This window comes from Arthrobacter sp. GAS37, from assembly GCF_044908325.1.
Classification (GTDB): domain Bacteria; phylum Actinomycetota; class Actinomycetes; order Actinomycetales; family Micrococcaceae; genus Arthrobacter; species Arthrobacter ramosus.
On record NZ_JBIYDB010000009.1, the window covers coordinates 31,691 to 52,127 of the forward strand.

19 protein-coding genes are annotated in these 20,437 nt (G+C 64.8%); 12 read left to right on the forward strand and 7 right to left on the reverse strand.

Annotated features, from left to right (window positions below; all coding sequences use genetic code 11):
- Positions 1-3: 3 nt before the first annotated feature.
- Positions 4-1,470 carry a lipase maturation factor family protein gene (locus ABH924_RS09920; RefSeq protein WP_404498435.1) on the reverse strand — a complete coding sequence of 489 codons (1,467 nt, stop codon included), beginning with the start codon at positions 1,468-1,470 and terminating at the stop codon, positions 4-6.
- Between the two features lie 38 nt (positions 1,471-1,508).
- Here ABH924_RS09920 and dxr point away from each other — a divergent pair, with 38 nt between their 5' ends.
- From dxr to ABH924_RS09950, 6 genes are all read left to right on the forward strand, one after another.
- Entirely contained in the window at positions 1,509-2,693 is a 1,185-nt protein-coding gene (gene dxr, locus ABH924_RS09925) for a 1-deoxy-D-xylulose-5-phosphate reductoisomerase (protein WP_404498437.1), read from the forward strand.
- Positions 2,694-2,710: 17 nt separating this feature from the next.
- The gene (locus tag ABH924_RS09930; RefSeq protein ID WP_234753084.1) at positions 2,711-4,042 is read left to right on the forward strand and encodes an RIP metalloprotease; all 1,332 of its coding nucleotides are present in this window, start codon (positions 2,711-2,713) and stop codon (positions 4,040-4,042) included.
- A 63-nt stretch (positions 4,043-4,105) separates the two neighbouring features.
- The gene (locus ABH924_RS09935) at positions 4,106-4,399 is read left to right on the forward strand and encodes a YciI family protein (protein ID WP_234753085.1); all 294 of its coding nucleotides are present in this window, start codon (positions 4,106-4,108) and stop codon (positions 4,397-4,399) included.
- Positions 4,400-4,465: 66 nt separating this feature from the next.
- Positions 4,466-5,632 carry a flavodoxin-dependent (E)-4-hydroxy-3-methylbut-2-enyl-diphosphate synthase gene (ispG, locus tag ABH924_RS09940; protein WP_404498440.1) on the forward strand — a complete coding sequence of 389 codons (1,167 nt, stop codon included), beginning with the start codon at positions 4,466-4,468 and terminating at the stop codon, positions 5,630-5,632.
- Positions 5,595-6,482 (forward strand): GNAT family N-acetyltransferase, encoded by an 888-nt coding sequence (locus ABH924_RS09945; RefSeq protein ID WP_404498589.1) that lies wholly within the window; start codon positions 5,595-5,597, stop codon positions 6,480-6,482. Before ispG ends, ABH924_RS09945 begins: the two co-directional genes overlap by 38 nt.
- A gap of 314 nt (positions 6,483-6,796) precedes the next feature.
- Entirely contained in the window at positions 6,797-7,903 is a 1,107-nt protein-coding gene (locus tag ABH924_RS09950; RefSeq protein ID WP_404498442.1) for an IS110 family transposase, read from the forward strand.
- Between the two features lie 344 nt (positions 7,904-8,247).
- Here the strand turns inward: ABH924_RS09950 and ABH924_RS09955 are convergent, their stop codons facing one another.
- Genes ABH924_RS09955 through ABH924_RS09965 form a run of 3 tightly spaced genes read right to left on the reverse strand, consistent with a single transcriptional unit; the run spans position 8,248 to position 10,414 of the window.
- Positions 8,248-8,865, reverse strand: a complete 618-nt coding sequence (locus ABH924_RS09955; protein ID WP_404498444.1) for a TetR family transcriptional regulator — start codon at positions 8,863-8,865, stop codon at positions 8,248-8,250.
- Complete coding sequence (locus ABH924_RS09960) at positions 8,862-9,605, reverse strand: ABC transporter permease (RefSeq protein ID WP_404498591.1); 744 nt, start codon at positions 9,603-9,605, stop codon at positions 8,862-8,864. Before ABH924_RS09960 ends, ABH924_RS09955 begins: the two co-directional genes overlap by 4 nt.
- Before the next feature lie 8 nt (positions 9,606-9,613).
- Entirely contained in the window at positions 9,614-10,414 is an 801-nt protein-coding gene (locus ABH924_RS09965) for an ABC transporter ATP-binding protein (RefSeq protein ID WP_404498446.1), read from the reverse strand.
- A gap of 599 nt (positions 10,415-11,013) precedes the next feature.
- Here ABH924_RS09965 and ABH924_RS09970 point away from each other — a divergent pair.
- The 3 genes from ABH924_RS09970 to ABH924_RS09980 are packed head-to-tail and all read left to right on the forward strand — an operon-like array spanning position 11,014 to position 15,061.
- Positions 11,014-12,825, forward strand: coding sequence for a proline--tRNA ligase (locus ABH924_RS09970; protein ID WP_404498448.1), 1,812 nt, complete (start codon positions 11,014-11,016; stop codon positions 12,823-12,825).
- Complete coding sequence (locus ABH924_RS09975; protein ID WP_404498450.1) at positions 12,822-13,619, forward strand: sulfite exporter TauE/SafE family protein; 798 nt, start codon at positions 12,822-12,824, stop codon at positions 13,617-13,619. Before ABH924_RS09970 ends, ABH924_RS09975 begins: the two co-directional genes overlap by 4 nt.
- 56 nt (positions 13,620-13,675) lie before the next feature.
- Complete coding sequence (locus ABH924_RS09980; protein ID WP_404498452.1) at positions 13,676-15,061, forward strand: pyridoxal phosphate-dependent decarboxylase family protein; 1,386 nt, start codon at positions 13,676-13,678, stop codon at positions 15,059-15,061.
- 32 nt (positions 15,062-15,093) lie between these two features.
- Here ABH924_RS09980 and ABH924_RS09985 read toward each other — a convergent pair whose 3' ends face one another.
- From ABH924_RS09985 to ABH924_RS09995, 3 genes are read right to left on the reverse strand one after another with little or no spacing between them, the layout of a single operon-like run.
- Positions 15,094-16,140, reverse strand: a complete 1,047-nt coding sequence (locus ABH924_RS09985) for an aminoglycoside phosphotransferase family protein (protein ID WP_404498454.1) — start codon at positions 16,138-16,140, stop codon at positions 15,094-15,096.
- Positions 16,141-16,175: 35 nt separating this feature from the next.
- A complete protein-coding gene (locus tag ABH924_RS09990) occupies positions 16,176-16,904 on the reverse strand; it encodes a VIT family protein (RefSeq protein WP_234753091.1) in 729 nt (242 codons plus the stop codon).
- Between the two features lie 51 nt (positions 16,905-16,955).
- Positions 16,956-17,957 (reverse strand): DUF4439 domain-containing protein, encoded by a 1,002-nt coding sequence (locus tag ABH924_RS09995; RefSeq protein ID WP_404498456.1) that lies wholly within the window; start codon positions 17,955-17,957, stop codon positions 16,956-16,958.
- A 166-nt stretch (positions 17,958-18,123) separates the two neighbouring features.
- Here ABH924_RS09995 and rimP point away from each other — a divergent pair, with 166 nt between their 5' ends.
- The 3 genes from rimP to ABH924_RS10010 all read left to right on the forward strand — a co-directional run bounded on the left by rimP (position 18,124) and on the right by ABH924_RS10010 (position 20,247).
- Positions 18,124-18,747, forward strand: a complete 624-nt coding sequence (rimP, locus tag ABH924_RS10000; RefSeq protein ID WP_404498458.1) for a ribosome maturation factor RimP — start codon at positions 18,124-18,126, stop codon at positions 18,745-18,747.
- On the forward strand, positions 18,747-19,727 hold the full coding sequence (nusA, locus tag ABH924_RS10005; protein WP_078105700.1) for a transcription termination factor NusA: 981 nt from the start codon (positions 18,747-18,749) through the stop codon (positions 19,725-19,727). The genes rimP and nusA overlap by 1 nt, the downstream gene beginning before the upstream one ends.
- 223 nt (positions 19,728-19,950) lie before the next feature.
- The gene (locus ABH924_RS10010) at positions 19,951-20,247 is read left to right on the forward strand and encodes a YlxR family protein (RefSeq protein WP_404498461.1); all 297 of its coding nucleotides are present in this window, start codon (positions 19,951-19,953) and stop codon (positions 20,245-20,247) included.
- Positions 20,248-20,437 lie beyond the last annotated feature (190 nt).

Here is a 20,437-nt window from a genome sequence, read left to right on the forward strand (position 1 = left end):
CGTCTATTGACCGCGCCGTCGTGACTTCGGCAGGGACAACGGGGCGATGACCTCGTAGAGCTCCATGCGGATCCAGCGCTGACCAGATTCGCGGAACTCGGCCCTCGTGGCGAAGCGGTACAGGAAGCTGCGCGCGCGCACCCAACGCGGCGGTGCGCCGTCGAATGGGTCCTGGCGCAACAAGCGCAAGGTGGGCTGGTCGGCGTCGAGCAGTTTGCCCAAGAACGCGTAGAACCATTCCTCATGCACCGTGCGCAAGGGCAGGAACCACATCAGCCAGTCGAGGCGCAGGTGGTACGGAGCCCACTGCCGGGGTAGCCTACGGACGTCGCCGGGCTTGCCCTTGAAGCCGTATTCGCGCCAATCGGCCTCATCGACGGGAACGTCGGCCTGGGTGCCTTCCACCACGATTTCCACCCGGTGCCGAGTCACCGTGCCGAACGCACCATAGGTGTTGACCAACTGCCATCGGTTGAAGCTGGCGTTCATGAGCTGTTCCCGCGAAAGCAGGTTGCGGATGGGCCAATAGCTGAGCACCAAGAGGAGCACCGTCACTGCGAGTACGACGGCGAGCCACCACACCGAGGTCTGCGGAACTGCCGCGGCCGTGTTGGTCCGTTGCGGTATGAAAGGCAGCACAGCGTGGGCGACGGGGTCACTCACCGCAGCGAAGGCAAGCACGATCGCGGACCAATTGAGCCACGCGAAGTTTCCGCTCCCCACAAGCCAAAGCTGCGTGAAGACGACAAATCCGGCGGCAATGGTGGCCAGCGGCTGTGGGGCGAACAGGAAGAAGGGCACCACCAACTGGGCGAAGTGGTTTCCGAGCACCTCCATGCGGTGCATCGGTTTGGGAAGGAGATGCGCCTGGCGGCTCAACGGTCCAGGCATAGGCTGCGTCTCATGGTGGTAGTACAGGGCGGTTAAATCACGCCACTCGCTTCCGCCATGGATCTTGATCATGCCCGCGCCGAATTCCAGCCTGAACAACAGCCACACGAGCAGGACGAGGATGGTCTTTGGCGGGGGAACCTGTTCCGAACCAAGGAAGCCGACAGTGAAGCCCATTTCCAGCAGCAGCATCTCCCAGCCAAAGCCGTAGAAGGTCTGGCCGACGTTGACGATCGACATGTAGAGCAACCACAAAGCCAGGAACGCGGCCAGGGGAAGCCACGGCGGGCCCAGTTGCGGCAACCCGCCTACGAGCGACAAGGAAACGGCAAGTCCGGCGGCGCACACGGCCCGGAGCAAGGTGTCAGAATACTTCCAGCGGAACAGGCTGGGCCTGCGCAGGATCCTGTGGCCGTCCACATACCTCGGGACAGGCAGGAGCCCGTGTTCACCAAGGAGTGCGGGGAACTGGTTGAGGCTGGACAGGAACGCGATGAAATAGAGCGCGGCCGTGCCGCGCTGGAGCACCTGCCGGGCGAATTCATAGTCCGGCGCCTCGAACCACGAGACCCAGTCCACAAACCAACGCTACGCCTGGGGTGCGGGATACTTAAGCAATGCAGCCGCGCAAGATCATCCTCCTCGGGTCCACTGGTTCCATCGGCACACAAGCGATTGAGGTCGTCGACGCCGCTCCCCATCTCTTCGAAGTCGTGGCGCTGAGCGCGGGCGGCGGGAATCTGGAACTCATCGCGCAGCAGGCCGTCCACACCAAGGCCCAGGCAGTCGGCATCGCCTACGGCGACGCCCACGAACTCCAGAAACTCATCAGCGCGGCCGCCTCCGCCGCCGGACTCCGGAACTACGATCCGGCGATCATCACAGGGCCGGATGCGTCCACCAAAATTGCCGCGATCGAAGCGGACGTCGTGCTCAACGGCATCACGGGGTCGATCGGTCTGGCCCCCACGCTGGCAGCCCTCGAGTCCGGCGCCATCCTGGCCTTGGCGAACAAGGAATCCCTGATCGTCGGCGGTGCACTGGTGAAGGCCGCGGCAGCCGTTGACCAGATCGTGCCCGTGGACTCCGAACACTCGGCCATCGCCCAATGCCTGCGCGCGGGGACCGACAAAGAGGTCGAGAAACTCATCCTGACAGCGTCCGGCGGACCTTTCCGGGGCCGCAGCCGCGAGCAACTCCGCGACGTCACCCCGGCCGAGGCACTTGCCCACCCCACGTGGGACATGGGCCTCATGGTCACCACCAACTCGGCCAGCCTGGTCAACAAAGGCCTCGAGGTCATCGAAGCGCATCTGCTGTTCGACGTCCCCCTGGACAGGATCGACGTCGTGGTGCACCCGCAATCGGTGGTGCACTCCATGGTGGAGTTCGTGGACGGCTCCATCATTGCCCAGGCCTCTCCACCGGACATGCGGCTCCCCATCGCGCTTGGACTCGGGTGGCCGGACCGCGTGCCCCGCGCCGCCAAGGCCTGCGACTGGAGCCAGGCCACCAGTTGGACGTTCGAGCCCCTTGACTCGGTAGCCTTCCCGGCCGTGGAGCTGGCCAAGGACGCCGCGAAGCAGGGGAGCACCTTTCCGGCCGTCTTCAACGCGGCCAACGAGGAAGCGGTGGAAGCCTTCCACGCTGGCAGGATCCGCTTTACCGACATCGTGGACACGGTGGAGTCCGTCCTCAGCGAACATTCAGGATCCTTGGAGCTGACGGTGGACTCCGTGTTGGATGCTGAGAGGTGGGCACGCACGCGCACCCACGATCGTTTAGCCAACAGCACCCTTTAGGAAGCAGTACTTAAGGCATGAATCCCGTCATTCTGTTCATTCTCGGAGTCGTCTTCGTGGCGATCGGCGTGGCCGTCTCCATTGCGCTGCACGAGGTGGGGCACTTGCTTCCCGCCAAGCTGTTCAAAGTGCGCGTCACGAAATACATGATCGGTTTCGGCCCTACTCTTTGGTCCACGCGGAAAGGCGAGACTGAATACGGCGTCAAGGCTATCCCGCTGGGCGGCTACGTCGCCATGATCGGCATGTACCCGCCCAACAAGGAAGATGGCAGCGTCAGGCCGTCCAGCACCGGCATGTTCCAGACCCTCGCCACCGAGGCCCGGTCCGCTGCGCATGAGGAAGTGGGCCCCGCCGACGAGAACAGGGTCTTCTATAGGCTCCCGGTCTGGAAAAAGGTCATCATCATGCTGGGTGGACCGGCCATGAACCTGCTCATCGGCTTGGTTCTGACCGCGGTGCTACTCATGGGCTTTGGAGTGTCCACGGCCACCACCACGATTGCCGAGGTGTCCAAGTGCCAGGTCAAGGCCGGCGAGACCGTCGATCCGAACTCGCCGAACTGCCAGCTGACCCCGGCCGCAGTGGCTAAGCTCCAGCCCAACGACGTTGTCACCAGCTTTGACGGCAAGCCGGTGACGAGCTGGGCCGAAATGAGCGGCTGGATCCGGGCGTCCGCCGGCAAAGCCGTCCAAATCACCGTGGACCGCGGCGGCAAGAGCGTCACCACGCAAGTGACCCCCGTGCTGTCTGCACGCCCCGTCATTGGAGGCAACGGCCTGCAGGCCAAGGGCGCGGACGGCAAGCCGTTGTACGAGGAAGTCGGGTTCCTCGGCATCGGCGCGCAGACCGCCATGGTGCCCCAACCGGCGTCGAGCGTTCTTCCGATGGCTGGCGAGAACATCAAGCAAATCGCGGGAGTCATCCTCAACCTGCCCGCCAGGGTGGTCGGCGTCGCGCAAGCGGCTTTCGGCTCCGAACCGCGCGATCCCAACGGCCCCATCAGCGTGGTGGGCGTCGGCCGGGTGGCCGGTGAAGTGGCTGCCATGGATCAGGTTCCGCTGCAATCGCGCGTCAGCGCCCTCGTGGGGCTCCTCGCCGGATTGAACTTCGCCCTCGCCGTCTTCAACCTGGTTCCGCTCTTGCCGCTCGACGGCGGACACGTGGCGGGCGCGCTCTACGAGGGAGCCAGGCGTCGAATCGCCAAGCTGTTCGGCAAACCGGATCCAGGCGCCTTCGACATCGCCAAGCTCTTGCCGCTCACCTACGTCGTGGCGAGTGTCCTCATGGCCATGAGCGCATTGCTGATCTACGCCGACATCGTCAAGCCCGTCAACCTCTTCGGCTGATCCGGAATGGGCTTGAACTCTCGGTGGACGCCCCGGAATGGGCTTGGGGGATAGGCTATCCATATGACTGTTTTCGCTGTTGAGTACGTGTACGACGCCGAGTCCGCCGAGGTGCGCGACGCGAACCGCCCTGCCCACCGTGCCTGGCTCGCCAGCCTCGCCGAGCAGGGAACCCTGCTGGCGAGCGGCCCTTACACCGACGGCGCGGGTGCGCTGCTGCTGCTCGAGGCCGCCGACGAGTCCGAGCTGAACGCCACGCTGAAGGAGGATCCGTTCGCCGCCGTCCGAGGGATTGCAGGCATCCGGACGTCGGAGTGGAACCCCATTATCGGAATGCTCTCCGCCCACGCTTCCTAGCAGCATGACCGGCCGGGGTCCTGACCCCGGCCCTACGATCCACCCATTTCAACCCAAGGAGTCCACGTGACCTCGGTCAGCCTGGGAATGCCGTCAGCCCCGCCCCCCGTTCTCGCTCCCCGCCGCAAGACCCGCCAGATCAAGGTGGGTTCGGTCGGCGTCGGCTCCGATTCACCCATCAGCGTGCAATCGATGACCACCACGCCCACCACGGACATCAACGCCACGCTGCAGCAGATCGCGGAGCTGACGGCATCCGGCTGTGACATCGTGCGTGTCGCTTGCCCTTCCGCGGATGACGCCGAGGCATTGCCGATCATCGCCCGTAAGTCCCAGATTCCCGTGATCGCGGACATCCACTTCCAGCCGAAGTACGTCTTCGCCGCGATCGAGGCCGGTTGCGCCGCGGTGCGCGTCAATCCGGGCAACATCCGCAAGTTCGACGACCAGGTGAAGGAAATCGCCAAGGCCGCCAAGGACCGCGGCACTTCCATCCGGATCGGCGTCAACGCTGGATCCCTGGAGCCCGGCATCCTGAAGAAGTACGGCAAGGCCACCCCCGAAGCGCTCGTCGAGTCGGCCGTGTGGGAAGCTTCGTTGTTCGAGGAACACGGCTTCCACGATTTCAAGATCTCCGTCAAGCACAACGACCCCGTCATCATGGTGGCGGCCTACGAGATGCTTGCCGAAAAGGGCGACTGGCCCCTGCACCTTGGCGTGACCGAGGCCGGACCCGCATTCCAGGGCACCATCAAGTCCGCTACGGCCTTCGGTGCGCTGCTGTCCCGGGGTATCGGTGACACCATCCGCGTGTCCCTTTCCGCGCCGCCTGTTGAGGAAATCAAGGTCGGCAACCAGATCCTGCAGTCCCTCAACCTGCGCCCCCGCAAGCTCGAAATCGTCTCCTGCCCTTCATGCGGACGCGCCCAGGTGGACGTCTACACGCTCGCCGAGCAGGTCACGGCCGGGCTTGAAGGAATGGAGATTCCGCTGCGCGTTGCCGTCATGGGTTGCGTGGTGAACGGCCCGGGTGAGGCACGTGAAGCCGATCTCGGTGTGGCCTCCGGAAACGGCAAGGGCCAGATCTTCGTGAAGGGCGAAGTCATTAAGACTGTCCCGGAGAGCCAGATTGTTGAGACACTGATCGAAGAGGCCATGCGTATCGCTGAAGAGATGGGGGAGGCCGATGGCGAAGATGCTGTCAAGGGTAGCCCCGTGGTTAGCGTCTCGTAACGAGACAGCTGCCGATGGGATTTCCGTCCGGGTGCTCGGCGCTGCCGACACCCGGGCCCTTCGCGTGCTCGCGATGGAAGATCCGGTAGCGAACGTCTTTATTCTGGCGCACCTCGATTCGTCGGGGAGCGCCGCACCTACTTCCGGTGGGGCGAGCGTCTTTGGAGTGTTCGACGGCGACGCCCTGGTAGGTGCCTGCTGGGCCGGTGCCAACCTGGTTCCGGTGCAGCTGGACCCCGAACTGGCTTCCCGCGTGGCTGCGGCTGCTCACCGGGCGGGCCGTCGCTACGCATCGATCTTCGGGCCCGCGGAGACCGTGCTGGCGCTCCATTCCCGCTTGGAGCAACTGGGGCATTTCGCCCACGAGGTACGTGCCGATCAGCCGCTTCTGGCCATATCGGGGCCACCCGCCGTCGAAGCCAATACGCAGCTCGGCTTCGGAAACATCGCGGACTTCGATCGGATCCTGCCCGCCTGCGCAGCGATGTTCGAAGAGGAAGTGGGTTATTCGCCCTTTCTCGGGAGCGAGGACTTCTACAGCCGCAGGGTCGCCGGACTGATCCGGCAAGGCCATTCCTTGGTGCACATCGACGCCGGCGGGACCGTGAAGTTCAAAGCCGAACTCGGGGCGGTCACGGCGCAGGCCACCCAGGTGCAGGGCGTCTGGATGAACCCGGAGTTCCGAGGCCAAGGACTCAGCGCCGGGTACATGGCGGGAGTGGTTGTCCTCGCCCAGCAGTTCGCGCCGATCACGAGCCTCTACGTCAACGAATACAACACCAGGGCACGCGCCACCTACGAGCGGGTCGGTTTCCAACGCCTCGGAACCTTCGCCACGGTGCTGTACTGAACTGACCAGCCCAACTAGACGATATGAGGGGTTGCAGGTCCTTCCCGTCCGGTTCGGCCATTTTCGCCGGGGCGGTCCCGCAGCGCCGGCTGGTGTGATCCGTTGGATCCCGCGAGGAGGGCGGCGCTGTGGGGCCTGAATCCCCGGCGGTGATGTCCTATATCCCGGACGGGAAGGGAACGGCCGAGAGGGATGGTGGGGCCGGGGCCTTCTGTTTCACAGGGCCGTGGGTTGCCATTGGAGGTTCCCTTGGCCTGACGGCTCCTCGGGGGTGCAATGGTAGTGCCACATGTGAGGTTTGGGAGGTCCCGGCTATGTTTGAGCATACTTTCATTGGTCTGGATGTTCACGCGGTCAACGTGGTGGGACATGCGCTGAACCCGGCCACTGGTGAAGTCAGCGCCCACACGATGCCCGCTGACCCGGCCATCGTGCTGGAGTGGATCCGCCGGTTCGCCCCGGACGTCACGGCCGTCTACGAATCAGGACCCACCGGGTTCGTCCTGGCCCGTTACCTGCGCGCCGCGGGCATCAACTGCGTGGTCGCGGCGTCCTCGAAGCTGCTGCGCGCTCCCGGGGACCGGGTGAAAACCGACCGGCGCGACGCCCGGGTGCTGGCCGAGATGCTCGCGGTCGGCTCGGTCACCGAGGTGCGGATCCCGGACCCGGACGAAGAGGCCCTGCGGGACCTGTCCCGGCTACGCTCCGGCACGGCCAAGGACCTCGCCCACGCCCGCCAGCACGTGAACGCCATCCTGCTGCGCCACGGCATCCGCTACCCCAAGGACACCCGCTGGACGAAGGAACACACCCGGTGGTTGCACCGCCAGAGCTTTGAGGAACCGGCGCTGCAGTTCACCTACGAAGCTGATCTCGAGCAGGCCGAACTGCTCGCCGTGCATATGGCACGGATCGACAAGCACGTCGCCGCCACGGCCGCGGCGTGCCGTTACGCCCCGGTGATCGACGCGCTGATGTGCCTGCGCGGCATCCAGATGACCACCGCGTTCGGGCTGGCCGTGGAAATCGGGGACTGGACGCGCTTCACCGGCTCCACGATCGGCTCCTACCTCGGGCTGGTGCCCAGTGAAGACTCCTCCGGCCAGTCCCGGCACCAGGGCCCGATCACCAAGGCCGGGAACACCTACGCCCGCAAACTCCTCATCGAAGCCGCGTGGCAGCACCGGCGCCCCTACGTCCGGCCCGGGGAACGGCTGTTGCGCCAGTTCGATGTCGTCGCCCCGGCAACCCGGATCCGCGCCATGGAAGGAAACCACCGGCTGCATCGCAAGTGGGAACACTTCGATGAACGGCACAAACTGTCGGTCAAGGCCAACACCGCGATCGCCCGTGAACTCGCCGGCTGGTGCTGGTCGCTGGCCGCCCCGCTCCAGCAAGGAGAACGCATGAACCCGGCCTGACCCCGGACGTGCCCCCGGCGTGGTGGACGTGCGATGGCAGCATCCGGAGCTAACCCGCGAGTGAGCTATGAGCAGACGAGACCGAATGCGTCGACGCTCGATACTAGACACCGATACGCTCCAGCCGAACACATCGTCATGCGGTAAACAACCCGCGAATATCAGCCTGACACTGCAGTCGAGAAAGACCCGCCAACACCTTCACGACGACCAGCCGGCACGCGATGAGCGGCCCCAGGAACCAACAACCAGGAGCCGCTCATCCATGCCTCTTGACAACCAGACCCACATATCAGCTCGCAGTAGATGTCGTTTTGACGCCTGATAACGACAACAAATGCGAGTCAGTTGGGAGGCGCGAGCTCGCCCGTGAGGTAGTGCTGGACGTTCGGTGCCACGAGCCGGACTACCTCGTCCTGGGAGGCTGAAGCCAGGGGTTCGAGCCGGACCACGTAGCGCATCAGCATGAGCCCCACCATTTGCGTGGCAACCAGGTTGCCGCGCATTTTCGCTTCCTCAAGGGAGCCTGGAAGACCCGCCGTGACCCTGGAGAGGATGGTCCTCGCCACCATCTCGCGCAGCAAGGCAGTCTTGGCCTTGGAACCGATCGTTCCCCTGACGAACGCGACAAGCCCGTGTTGGGCCGGGCTCTCCCACAAGCGCAACACGGCGCGGACGATTGCTTCCGAGCGTTGCGACGGATCCAACGATTCGACGCCGGCAAGGACCTCGTCGGGATCCGCCGGGAGTTCGATGCTCTGGGCGAAGAGTTCGTCCTTACCCTTGAAGAAGTGGTGGACCATGGCCGGGTCCACTTCGGCTTCGCGGGCCACTTGCCGCAGGCTCGTGCCGTCGAAACCGTGCTCGGCGAAGAGCCGGCGCGCTGTGGCCAAGATCAGTTCCCGGGAGTCGCTCCCGCCGCTGCGGCGTCCCCGCCGCAGGGGAGGCAAGGCGCCGCTCATGAGGTCCGCCGTCGGAGGGTGAACGAGGCCAGGACCAAAACTCCCACCACGATCGCCGCCATGACCCCGGCATCCTGCCACATAGCCTGCGTCGCCTCGGTGTTGTCGGCGATCTGTTGGAGCGCATCGACCGAAAACGTCAGCGGCAGCACATTGGAAATGCTCTCCAGGAGGCTGTTCATGTGGTCCCGGGCCACGAAGAGTCCGCACAACAGGATCTGCGGTATCACCACTACCGGCATGAACTGCACCGCTTGGAACTCGGTCCGCGCAAAGGCTGAGCACAAGAGGCCAAGGGCGACACCCAGTACTGCGTTGATGACGGCGATCATCACGACGTAACCAGGGCCACCCTTGATATCCAGATTGAAGATCCAGTAGGCCACGGCCGTGGCTACAAGCGATTGCAGGGCCGCCATGATCGAAAACGCCAACGCGTAGCCGAACAGGAGATCCGCTTTGTGGATGGGCGTCGTCAGGAGCCGCTCCAGCGTCCCCGAAGTCCTTTCGCGCAACATCGTGATCGACGTGACCAGGAACATCACCACAAACGGGAAAATGGCCAGCATCATGAGTCCCACACGGTCAAAGGTCCGGGGGAATCCGGGAGGCAGGGTTTCGTTCTCGAAGAGATAGTAGACGCCCGTGAGCAGCAGGGATGGAACCACCATGATGAGCGCGACGCTGCGGTGGTCGTGCCGCAGTTGTTCCAAAACCCGTCTGGTGGTGGCAAACATCATCCTTGGATTCATGACGCCACCTGGCTTTCATTGGCACCCCGGCGGTTCGAAGTAACGCTCGTTTCCTGGATGATGTGCAGGAAGGCCTGTTCCAGATCGTTGCTGTGTCCCCGCTCGCTGAGTTCCGCCGGACTGAGCTGCGCCAGCAGCAGGCCGTCGCGGAGCAGGAGCAACGAGGAACAGTGCGAGGCCTCTTCCATGACGTGGCTGGACACCAGCAAGGTGGTGCCCGATTCGGCCATGGCGGCGAACCGTTCCCACAGCTCGGCACGCAGTACCGGATCCAAGCCAACGGTCGGTTCGTCGAGGACCAGCAGCTTCGGATGCGAGACGAGCGCGCAGGCCAGCGAGACCCGGCTGAATTCACCGCCGGAAAGGTCTGCCGTCTTCCGCCGCGCCAGTGATTCGAGCCCGACGGCGGCAATCGCCTCCGCGGTGTCGGCCGCCGAGACGCCGTGCATGGCTCCGAAATACCTGACGTTCGCCTCGACACTCAGGTCCGTGTAGACGCTCGGTGCCTGGGTGACGTATCCGACGTCGTGCCGCAATGACGGCGTACCGGCAGGACGGTCCAATACTTCCACGCTGCCGGCTGTAAGTCGCTGGACTCCTACGATGCAGCGCATGAGGGTTGTCTTGCCGCTCCCGGAGGGTCCAAGCAAGCCCGTGATGCGCCCGGGCTCCATGGCGAAGTCCAAGCCGCGCAGGATCTTCTTGTGCCCGCGCGTGACATGCAGGCCCTCCGCTGTGACCGCCGGGGGCGCAGGGGACATGCCTGGTGCGGGACTTTCCGCTGGGCTGTGGGACATCGCGGCCTCCGATTTTATTCATCAGGTGATGAATAAAAGGTAAGTCCGATACACAGGCGCGTCAACTGTGAGCCTCGGGGACGGATCTGGCCCTTCGCTCTGCAACGCGGGGTCACTTACGGCCCATGTCGGACCTCCGGATGGGCGCTAAGTGACCCCGCGTTGTTCGTTGCTAGGGCTAGGGCCAGGGCGAACAAATATTGATAAGTCCAAGCCCTTGAAAAAAGTGTCCACCATCACATAAATTCAGAACCAGCCGTGTCGCTGGGGCGCGGGCGGTTTCAGAGAGGAAACACAAACCAAATGGCTGTAAGCGTTGATCTTTCGAAGGCATTCGACAAGTCCGATTAAACCTCCAGGACAACGCCCGCGGCCGACCGGCCGCTGAGCCACGCCATGGCAGGATGACCAGCCGACCAGCGGCCAGGGGCTTCCTCGCACCATGGCGTGGCTCATCTTCGTTTGGGGAGGCTTTGCTTTCCGGGGAACCAGAGGAGGAACCCCGGGGGACGGGCCCCGGCAGGTTCCTCGGCCACAAACCGGTAGATTGGTACCTAGTAGTTTTTGCCAGCTCTTGCCATAGAAACGGATTCTGACCCGTGGTCCTTCGCCTCTCCCAGCTGTTCCTGCGCACCTTGCGTGAAGATCCCGTCGACGCCGAAGTCGCAAGCCACAGACTCCTGGTCCGTGCGGGCTATATCCGCCGTGCCGCACCTGGCATCTACACGTGGCTGCCCTTGGGATTGAGCGTCCTCCGCAAGGTCGAGCAGATCATCCGCGAGGAAATGGCCGCCATCGGCGCCCAGGAAGTCCATTTCCCGGCACTGCTGCCCCGGGAACCCTACGAGGCCACCAACCGCTGGACCGAATACGGCGAGGGGCTGTTCCGCCTCCAGGACCGCAAGGGTGCCGATTACCTTCTTGCCCCCACGCACGAGGAAATGTTCACCCTCCTGGTCAAGGACCTGTACTCCTCGTACAAGGACCTGCCGCTGAGCCTGTACCAGATCCAGAACAAGTACCGCGACGAAGCACGCCCCCGCGCAGGCCTCCTCCGCGGCCGTGAATTCATCATGAAGGATTCCTACTCCTTCGACGTCGACGACGCCGGCCTGGACGCGAGCTACGCGGCCCACCGCGCCGCGTACCTGAAAATCTTCGAGCGCCTTGGCCTCGAGGTCATCCCCGTAGCCGCCACGGCAGGCGCCATGGGCGGATCCAAGAGCGAGGAATTCCTGCACCCCACCGAGATCGGCGAGGACACCTTCGTGCGCTCGGCAGGCGGCTACGCGGCCAACGTCGAAGCCGTGACCACCGTGGCCCCGGCCGAGATCGACTTCAGCAACGCGCCTCCCGCACGCGTCCTGGACACCCCGGACACGCCCACGATCGAAACCCTCGTGACGGCTGCCAACCAGCTCGCTCCCCGCAGCGATTCCGACGGCGGCGCCTGGACTGCCGCCGACACCCTCAAGAATGTGGTCCTCGCCGTCACGCTGCCCACCGGCGAGCGCCAGATCGTGGTCATCGGCGTGCCCGGTGACCGCTCGGTGGACCTCAAGCGCGTCGAAGCCAACATCGGGTCATTCCTGCCCATTGCCGGGGAGATCGGCTTGGAAGCGGCCAACGAGGATGACCTCAAGAAGATCCCGGAACTCGTCAAGGGCTACATCGGCCCCGGACTGGTCCTCGGCGAAGCCGTTCTTGGGCTCGAAGGCACGTCCAAATTGCTCTTCCTCGTTGACCCCCGCGTTGTCTCGGGTACCAGCTGGGTCACTGGGGCGAACGAAGACGGCAAGCACGTCTTCGGTCTCGTAGCCGGGCGCGACTTCGCCTGGGATGGCGTCATTGAATGCACCGAAGTCCGCGCGGGAGACGAAGCCCCGGATGGCTCCGGTCCCCTGGAGACTGCGCGCGGCATCGAAATGGGCCACATCTTCCAGCTCGGCCGCAAGTATGCCGAGGCCCTCGACTTGAAGGTCCTTGACCAGAACGGCAAGCAGGTTGTGGTCACCATGGGCTCGTACGGTGTCGGCGTGACACGCGCCGTGGCCGCCCTGGCCGAGGCCAACAACGACGACCGTGGCTTGATCTGGCCGCGCTCCGTGGCCCCCGCGGACGTCCACGTGGTCGCCGTCGGACGCGGCGAGGAAATTTTCGCGGCGGCCGAGAAGCTCTCCGCCGAACTCGAGGCCGCCGGCCTCGACGTGATTTACGACGACCGCCCCAAGGTTTCCCCGGGCGTGAAGTTCGGTGACGCCGAGCTCGTGGGCGTCCCCACCATCGTGGCGGTCGGCCGTGGCTTGGTAGACGGTGTTGTTGAGATCAAGGACCGTCGCACTGGTGAGGCCGAAAACGTGGCAGTCGAGAAGGCTGCCGACTACGTGGTCAACGCCGTACGACAGAAGTGATCTCCGGCTTCGAGTCGGTCCAGCTCGCCACGATCATCATGATCGTGGTGGCTGGATTCGCAGCCGGTTGGATAGACGCTGTGGTGGGCGGCGGGGGATTGATCCAGCTCCCTGCCTTGCTCCTGGTTCCGGGGATCACCCCGGTCCAGGCGCTGGCCACCAACAAGATGGGCTCCATCTTCGGGACAACAACCAGCGCCGTCACGTATTACCGCCGGGTTGGCCCTGACCTCAAGACGGCCGTTCCCATGGCGGTGATTGCCCTCGCGGGCAGTTTCGGCGGAGCCGTCCTGGCCGCCAACCTTCCCGCCAGCGTCTTCAAACCCATCATCGTGGTGGCGCTGATCGCCGTCGCGCTCTTCACCGCGCTGCGGCCCAATGCGGGCGAGTTGACCGCCCTGCGTCACGATGGCCACACGCACTACGTCGTGGCCTGCGCCATAGGCGCCGTGATCGGGTTCTACGACGGTTTGATAGGTCCCGGAACAGGCTCGTTCCTGGTGATCGCCCTGGTCTCCGCCATGGGCTATGCCTTCCTTGAGGCCAGCGCCAAGGCGAAGATCGTCAACATGGCCACGAACGCCGGTGCCCTGTTCTTCTTCCTGCCGCATGGATCGTTGTTGTGGGGCGTCGGCGCTGTGCTCGGCTTGTCCAACATGGCCGGTGGTTACCTGGGTGCCCGGACCGCCGTGAAACAGGGCAGCGGCTTTGTGCGGATTGTGTTCCTGATCGTGGTCGGCGCGTTGATCATTAAACTCGGCGTGGACGTCTGGAACGACTACTTCGCCAAGTAGCGTTCCGGTTGCCGCCAGCGATGGCCGGAGGGATCCCGCGGGCGTAGCATGCACTCATGTGGGTCGATTCCGGCGACTATGAGCAGGCACTCGAACGTGCATGGGAGCACACCCGCGAGTGGTTGAGGGCCTTGCCTGGGCGGCCGGTACGGCCAAGCAAAACCGCTGATGACATCACGGCGGTCTTCGGCGGACCCTTGCCGGCCAGCGGACTGGATCCGGCCGCAGTCATTGATTTCCTCGCCGAACACGCCGAGCCCGGGCTGATGGCCATGCAATCGGGGCGCTTCTTCGGTTGGGTCATCGGCGGTACGGTGCCGGCAGGCATGGCCGCGGACTGGATGGTTTCCGCATGGGACCAGAACTCCGGGCTTCGTTTCGCCACACCCGCCACTGCCGGGATCGAAGAGGCGGCCGGGCGGTGGCTCCTTGAGCTGCTCGGCCTTCCTGAAGGCTCCGACGTCGGATTCGCGACCGGCGCCAGCATGGCCAACTTCACGGCCCTCGCGGCGGCCCGATGGCGCCAGCTGGCCGGCGTCGGCTGGGATGTCAACGCCGAAGGACTCCAAGGAGCGCCGAAACTGCGCGTCCTCGTCGGAGCCGAGCGGCACGAAAGCCTGGACATGGCACTCCGCTTCCTGGGCTTCGGGGCACCCGAAGTTGTCGCAGCGGACCATCAAGGCAGGATCGATCCAGCCGCGTTGCGGGCCGCGTTGGAAGCCGGTTCCGGTCCGGCAATCGTGTGTCTCCAGGCCGGGAACCTGCATTCCGGAGCCTTTGATCCTTTCCTCGAGGCGATTCCGGCTGCGAAGGATCACGGCGCGTGGGTCCACGTTGACGGGGCTTTCGGCCTATGGGCGGCGGCCGTGCCGGGACTGCGGCATCTGGTCGAGGGCGTCGAGTTGGCCGATTCGTGGGGAACCGATGCCCACAAGACCCTCAACGTGCCGTACGACGCCGGAATCGTGGTGGTACGTGACGTCGCTGCCCTGCGGTCCGCCATCGGAATGCACGCCGAATACCTGATGCAGGATGACCACGGCCCCGGCGACCCTATGGAGAAAGTGCCTGAGTTGTCCCGCCGTGCCAGGGGAGTGCCGGTGTGGGCGGCCTTGCGCTCCTTGGGTGGCGACGGCGTGCGGCAGCTTGTCGCCGGACGTGCGGAGTGTGCCGCGGAACTGGCCCGACGGCTCGCCGAAGTGCCCGGCGTGGAAGTCCTCAACGATGTGGTGTTCACGCAGTTGTCCCTGGCCTTCGGCTCAGACGAGAGGACCCGTGCGGTGACGGACTTCATCATGGCCGACGGGAGGGTCTGGATGTCCGGTTCCCGCTGGCAGGGCAGGGATATCCTGCGTGTTTCGGTGACCAACTGGTCAACGGATTCGGCAGACTTGGATATCGCGGTGCAGGCTATCAAAGATGCGCTGAAGGCCACCGGCTAACCCGGGCGTCTGGACGACTCGGCGCCCCGGAGCTAATTCGAGGCGGCCAGTCCCGGTTCGGGCAGGTCGTGTGCGGCGGGCAGCCCGTCGAGGGGCCGTCCTGCGAGGGTGCTGGCCACCCATAAGGAGCGTGCCAGATCGCCCTCATGCCGTGGTTTTCCGGCGTACCACAGGGCGTTTTCGACCTCGCGGACCAGGCTCCATTCCCGGGCCGCTTCGCCGTCCAGGCCGGCCGCGCTGCTGAAGTCCGCGCAGCGCTCCAGGAGGCCAACTTCCGGAGCCGTCGTGGAGAGGTCGCGGATACGGTTCCACAAGATCGGGGCGACGGCGAATTCCGCCTCCCCGATTTTCGGTTGCGGGTCGATCGCCACGTAGGCGCGTTTGCCCGTGGACGCAGCGCCAATGCGGGCGCCACGGAGGGCGCCATTGAGATGGGGGAGGATGTTCATGAAATGCAGGTCGCAATGCACCAGGACGTCCCTGCCCGCCCGTCGTCCAACAGCACCCCGGGTCTGGCACACCTCCAACGCGGCTTCGAGGAGCCAGCGGGGGAAGGGCTGGCCAAGTTGCTCCCAGTCCGCAGGCAACTCATCGCTCCAGCGCTCGGCACGGGCCGCTATGTGTTCGAACTCTTTCCATTCGGGCCGCTCGTCCGGCTCGATACTGAGTTCCCTCACGAGCGATCCCCAGACGTCGCGGGCTTCGTCCATCGGGGCACTCTGCAGCCAGCTGACGGCGTCGAGCCGCTCCAGGAGCATCGCGCACGAGGCCGCATCGGCGTCGAGCAGCTTTACGGCCCCGATACCGCCCCAGAGGGCCAGCGCATGCCGTTCAACGAGGGCCTCCTCGTGGGGGAACGCTATCTTGAGCACCGAACGGGCGCCGTTGTAGAGGACCGGAATGACGATGCCGCCGTGGCCGTTCCATGGTTCCGCGCCGGGTTCCAGGTCAACGGACAGCTGCCAGCGTTCCAGGGCGGCATTGATCAGCCCGGGCAGCCCTGAGAGCCACGCCCGCCCCTCCGTTGTGCGGGAGTAGCGTGCCTGGAGGTCGCCAGGGATGGAAACGAAGGTAGTCATCACTGTCAGCCTACCCAAGCCGGTCCAGGAGCGGTTCAGACCACTCCGGAGGAGCCCAGGAGGCTTCCGATGAAGAACGTCGCGGCAAGCGCAAGGGCTCCGCCGATGACGACGCGCACGGCGGCGCGGGTCTTCGAGCTGCCGCCGATCCACGCTCCTATGGCTCCGGTGATTGCGAGCGCAAGCAGCACGGAAATAAAAGTCAGCGGTACACGCAGCCCCGGGGGCGGGAGCAGAATCGCGAGCATGGGCAGCACCGCGCCGAGGGTGAAGGCAATGGCGGATGCGAAGGCCGCATGCCACGGGCTGACGATGTCGTCCTCGTCGATGTTCAACTCGGCGGAAAGGTGTGCGGCCAAGGCGTCGTGCTCGGTCAACTCCGCGGCCACTTTCCGCGCGGTTTCAGGCCGCAGGCCCTTGGCCTCGTAGATCGCAGTCAATTCCGCCAGCTCTTCTTCGGGTTCCTCGGCAAGCTCCCGGCGTTCCTTCTCGATGAGCGCCTTTTGGCTGTCGCTTTGGCTGCTGACGGATACATACTCGCCGAGTGCCATGGACACCGCGCCACCCACGAGTCCGGCCGCTCCAGCAGTGAGGATGGCGCCGGTGTTCGTCGTGGCGCCGGCGACGCCCACCACAATGGCGGCAACGGAGACGATTCCGTCGTTGGCGCCAAGGACGCCTGCCCGTAGCCAGTTGAGCCGGTGGGCGAGGTCGTTGGCGTGTGGTTCGTTCTCGTGCAGGGCTGCAGTTTCGATGGAAGCCATGGTACAAGCCAAGCACTTCGAAACTGCTGCCGCCAGCAAAGAAAGGCTTTCCTATGGAGCCGGAGTGCCGGTCGGCAGCGGGGGCAGCGCCGTGTTGTCGATCGAAAGTCCGGCGAAGGGGCCAACCGGAGTTCCCCAGGCCTGGCTGCGTTTGGCTGCGTCGACAAGCCCGACGATGGCCCATTGGCGCGTCTCGCCGTCCGACAACGCCACGAGGTCGGCATAGGCAGTCATCGAGCTGGCCTCCATGCTTCCCAACGCGAGCCCGGGTTTGGCGGCGAAAGTGGCAGGCAGGCGATAGCCGGCTTCCCGCGGAGGTGTGGCGATGCAATGCAGCCGGCCCTGGGCCTCCGCTCCCCGGAGCAGCTCCTGATGGCGCGCCAACCAGGTGGCTGCCGTTGCCGACGCCTTCGCGTCCAGCTTGGTCAGGGCCACTTGGTAGGCATAGACCGCCTCCTGTTCGGAGCTGACGACGGCGGCAAGGGCTGCGGGCAGATCGGCCTTGGTGGGCGCCGTTCCGGGTGTCGGTGCAGTCGACGTGCCCGCCGAGGCAGGGCAGCTCGGCGGCGGTGTCGGCGCGGTACTCGCCCCGGCCGGGGTTGCCGGTAGCGGCAAGCCCCACGTTGAGGCCAGCCGCGATGACTCAAGCAGCTGGGCGGTCCCGACGGCGGCAAGCAGCCGTGCCATGCCGCCGTCGGCGTTCGCGGCGTCCGCCAAGCGACGGGAAGCGCTCGAGGCGAGCGCGGAGACAAAGCCGGCCCGCGCTGGGCGGTCCTGGGTCGCACGGGGGCTTGGGGAAGCCGTGGGGGTATTCGATGCCGAAGAGTTCGAAGGGGGGAGCAGCGCCTGCGCCTGGCTTGTCAGCAACATCACAGTGTCCGTGCTCTCCAAGAGCAATGCGCTGCCCAGGAGCGTCTCGGTCGAAGAGAGCGCTTCGGAACGGGCAGTTTCGGAAAACGGCACCGCTTGGGGCCTTCCGGCGTCCCGCGGGACAAGCACGGCGCCGACTCCGAGGACGAGGACTGCGAGGAAAGCCAGCAGGAGCGCCCTCATCCAGCCTTGGCTCCGTGGTTTCTCAACAGTCTCGTGCTTCACAACAGACTATGGTGTCACGCCCACGGACAACTTGCCTCCCCGCGGAGGGGCCCCGTGCACCACGCCGCCGTAAATATCGTTAAGCTAGTAGTCACAACATCATCTATCGGGAGGCGGCTGGCCAGTGAGTCATTCGGAAGCCACGACTTCAACAGACCAGGCTGGAACGGATCCGACAAGTCCAGCACAACACGAGGTCCGCAACCCCGAGGAGAGCAGGCTGAAGGCGCTTCTGGAGCCTGCCGTCCTGGCGAGCCGGCTGTATCTTGAGGATGTTGCCATCCAGGTTGCCGGTTCGCACCGGGTAGTCCACGTGGTCATCGACTTGCCCCAGGAGGAAACCGGCGGAGTCAGCCTGGACGTCATCGCGGAAATCTCCAGGGCCCTTTCTGACATCCTGGACAACGATCCCCGCACCGACGGCCGCCCCTACGACCTCGAGGTCTCCTCGCCCGGCGTCGGCCGGCCCCTCACGGAGCCCCGCCACTGGCACCGGGCCCGCGGACGCATGGTCAAGGTCAACGTGATCCAGGGAGAGAACCTGACGGGCCGTATCCAGTCCGTCGACGACGACGGCGTCACACTGGTTCCCGAGCAAGAGGTCAAGAAGGGCATGAAGTCCAAGCAGGGCGAACCCGTGAAGATTCCTTTCGACAGGATCCGCCAAGGAAAAGTCGAGATAGAGTTCAGCCACCTCAACGAGGCCGTGCTGGAAGACGAGTACAACAGACCTTCCGAGGAGGCCTAATGGATATTGACATGAGTGCGCTGAGACTCCTGGAGCGTGAGCGTGAAATCCCGCTGGACCTCCTGATTCCCACCATCGAGCAGGCGCTCCTGGTGGCTTACCACAAGACGCCGGGCGCTTTCGAAAAGGCCCGCGCGGAGCTGGACCGCAAGAGCGGGCACGTGACCATTTGGGCCACGGAAATCGACGACGACGGCGAAGCCATCGGCGAGTTCGAGGACACTCCTGCGGGATTCGGCCGCATTGCGGCGAGCACCGCACGGCAGATCATCCTGCAGCGCCTGCGCGACGTCGAGGACGACAACGTCCTCGGCGAATTCAAGGGCCGTGAAGGTGAACTCGTCGCCGGCCTGATCCAGCAGGGCAACAATCCGCACATGATCCAGGTGAACCTCGGTTCCGTGGAAGCCCTGCTGCCGCCGCCCGAGCAGGTGCCGGGGGAGAAGTACACCCACGGCAACCGCCTGCGTGCGTTTGTGGTGGACGTCCACCGCGGCGCCAAGGGACCCTCCATCACGCTGTCGCGTTCCCACCCGGGGCTCGTTCGGAAGCTTTTCGAGCTGGAGGTCCCGGAGATCGCGGATCGTTCCGTCGAGATCGTTGCACTGGCACGTGAAGCCGGACACCGGACCAAGATGGCCGTCAAAGCCAACACTCCCGGCATCAATGCCAAGGGTGCTTGCATTGGTGAAATGGGCTCCCGCGTCCGCGCTGTCATGACCGAACTCAACGACGAAAAGATCGACATCGTCGACTTCAGCGAAGACCCGGCGACCTTCATCGCCAACTCCCTGTCGCCGTCGCGCGTGAATTCCGTCACTATCACCGACGAAGCCACGCGCTCCGCCCGGGTGGTTGTTCCCGACTACCAACTCTCCCTCGCCATCGGCAAGGAAGGCCAGAACGCCCGCCTCGCAGCCAAGCTGACCGGCTGGCGGATCGACATCGTCTCGGACGCCACTCCGGCCAAGGGCAACTAAACACACCAAACGGCGCCCGGCCCCGGATCCTTGTACCTTGTGGATTCGGTGGCCGGGCCCTCGGGGGCTTAGAATAGATGGAACCGGGCCTATGCCCGGTATCCGCGCGCTTTGGCGTGCTCGCGACTTGTTGGACAATAATCCCGACAAGGCAAGGGCGGGCGCCGAGCAAAGCAGAACAGCAGAAGACAGGTAAAGACACTGAGGCAGGTTGATACACCCAGTGACTGAACTGCTTCACACCAGGCACCAGCCTGTGCGCACCTGCATCGGATGCCGGAAACAAGGCAAGCGGACCGAGTTGATCCGGCTTGTCGCCGAAGGCGGCGGGTCACCCGTCGTCCTGGTGGATGAACGACACCGGATGGCTGGCCGGGGTGCGTGGCTGCACCCCAGCACCACATGCCTGACGCTGGCAAGCAAACGGCGTGCTTTCGCAAGGGCCCTCGCGGGCGCAAGTGAAGTCACCGCCGTCGAAAGCTACCTGGCGGCAGTCATACCCCCTGCGGACACCCCGTGAAAGCAGGAAAACCGTCCAAACCTGAAAGCGGGTCAGAAAACTGATGGAAACCCGATGAGTTCCCAGCGATGAGTGCGCAACGATGACAACTTTGTTGCGCTCTGCACAGGGCCTATCCGCCGCGTTCGCGGCAGGGGCCCGCAGTAAGAATTAGACGGTTCGTGCCTGGCTCGGTGCGGACCGAGACAGG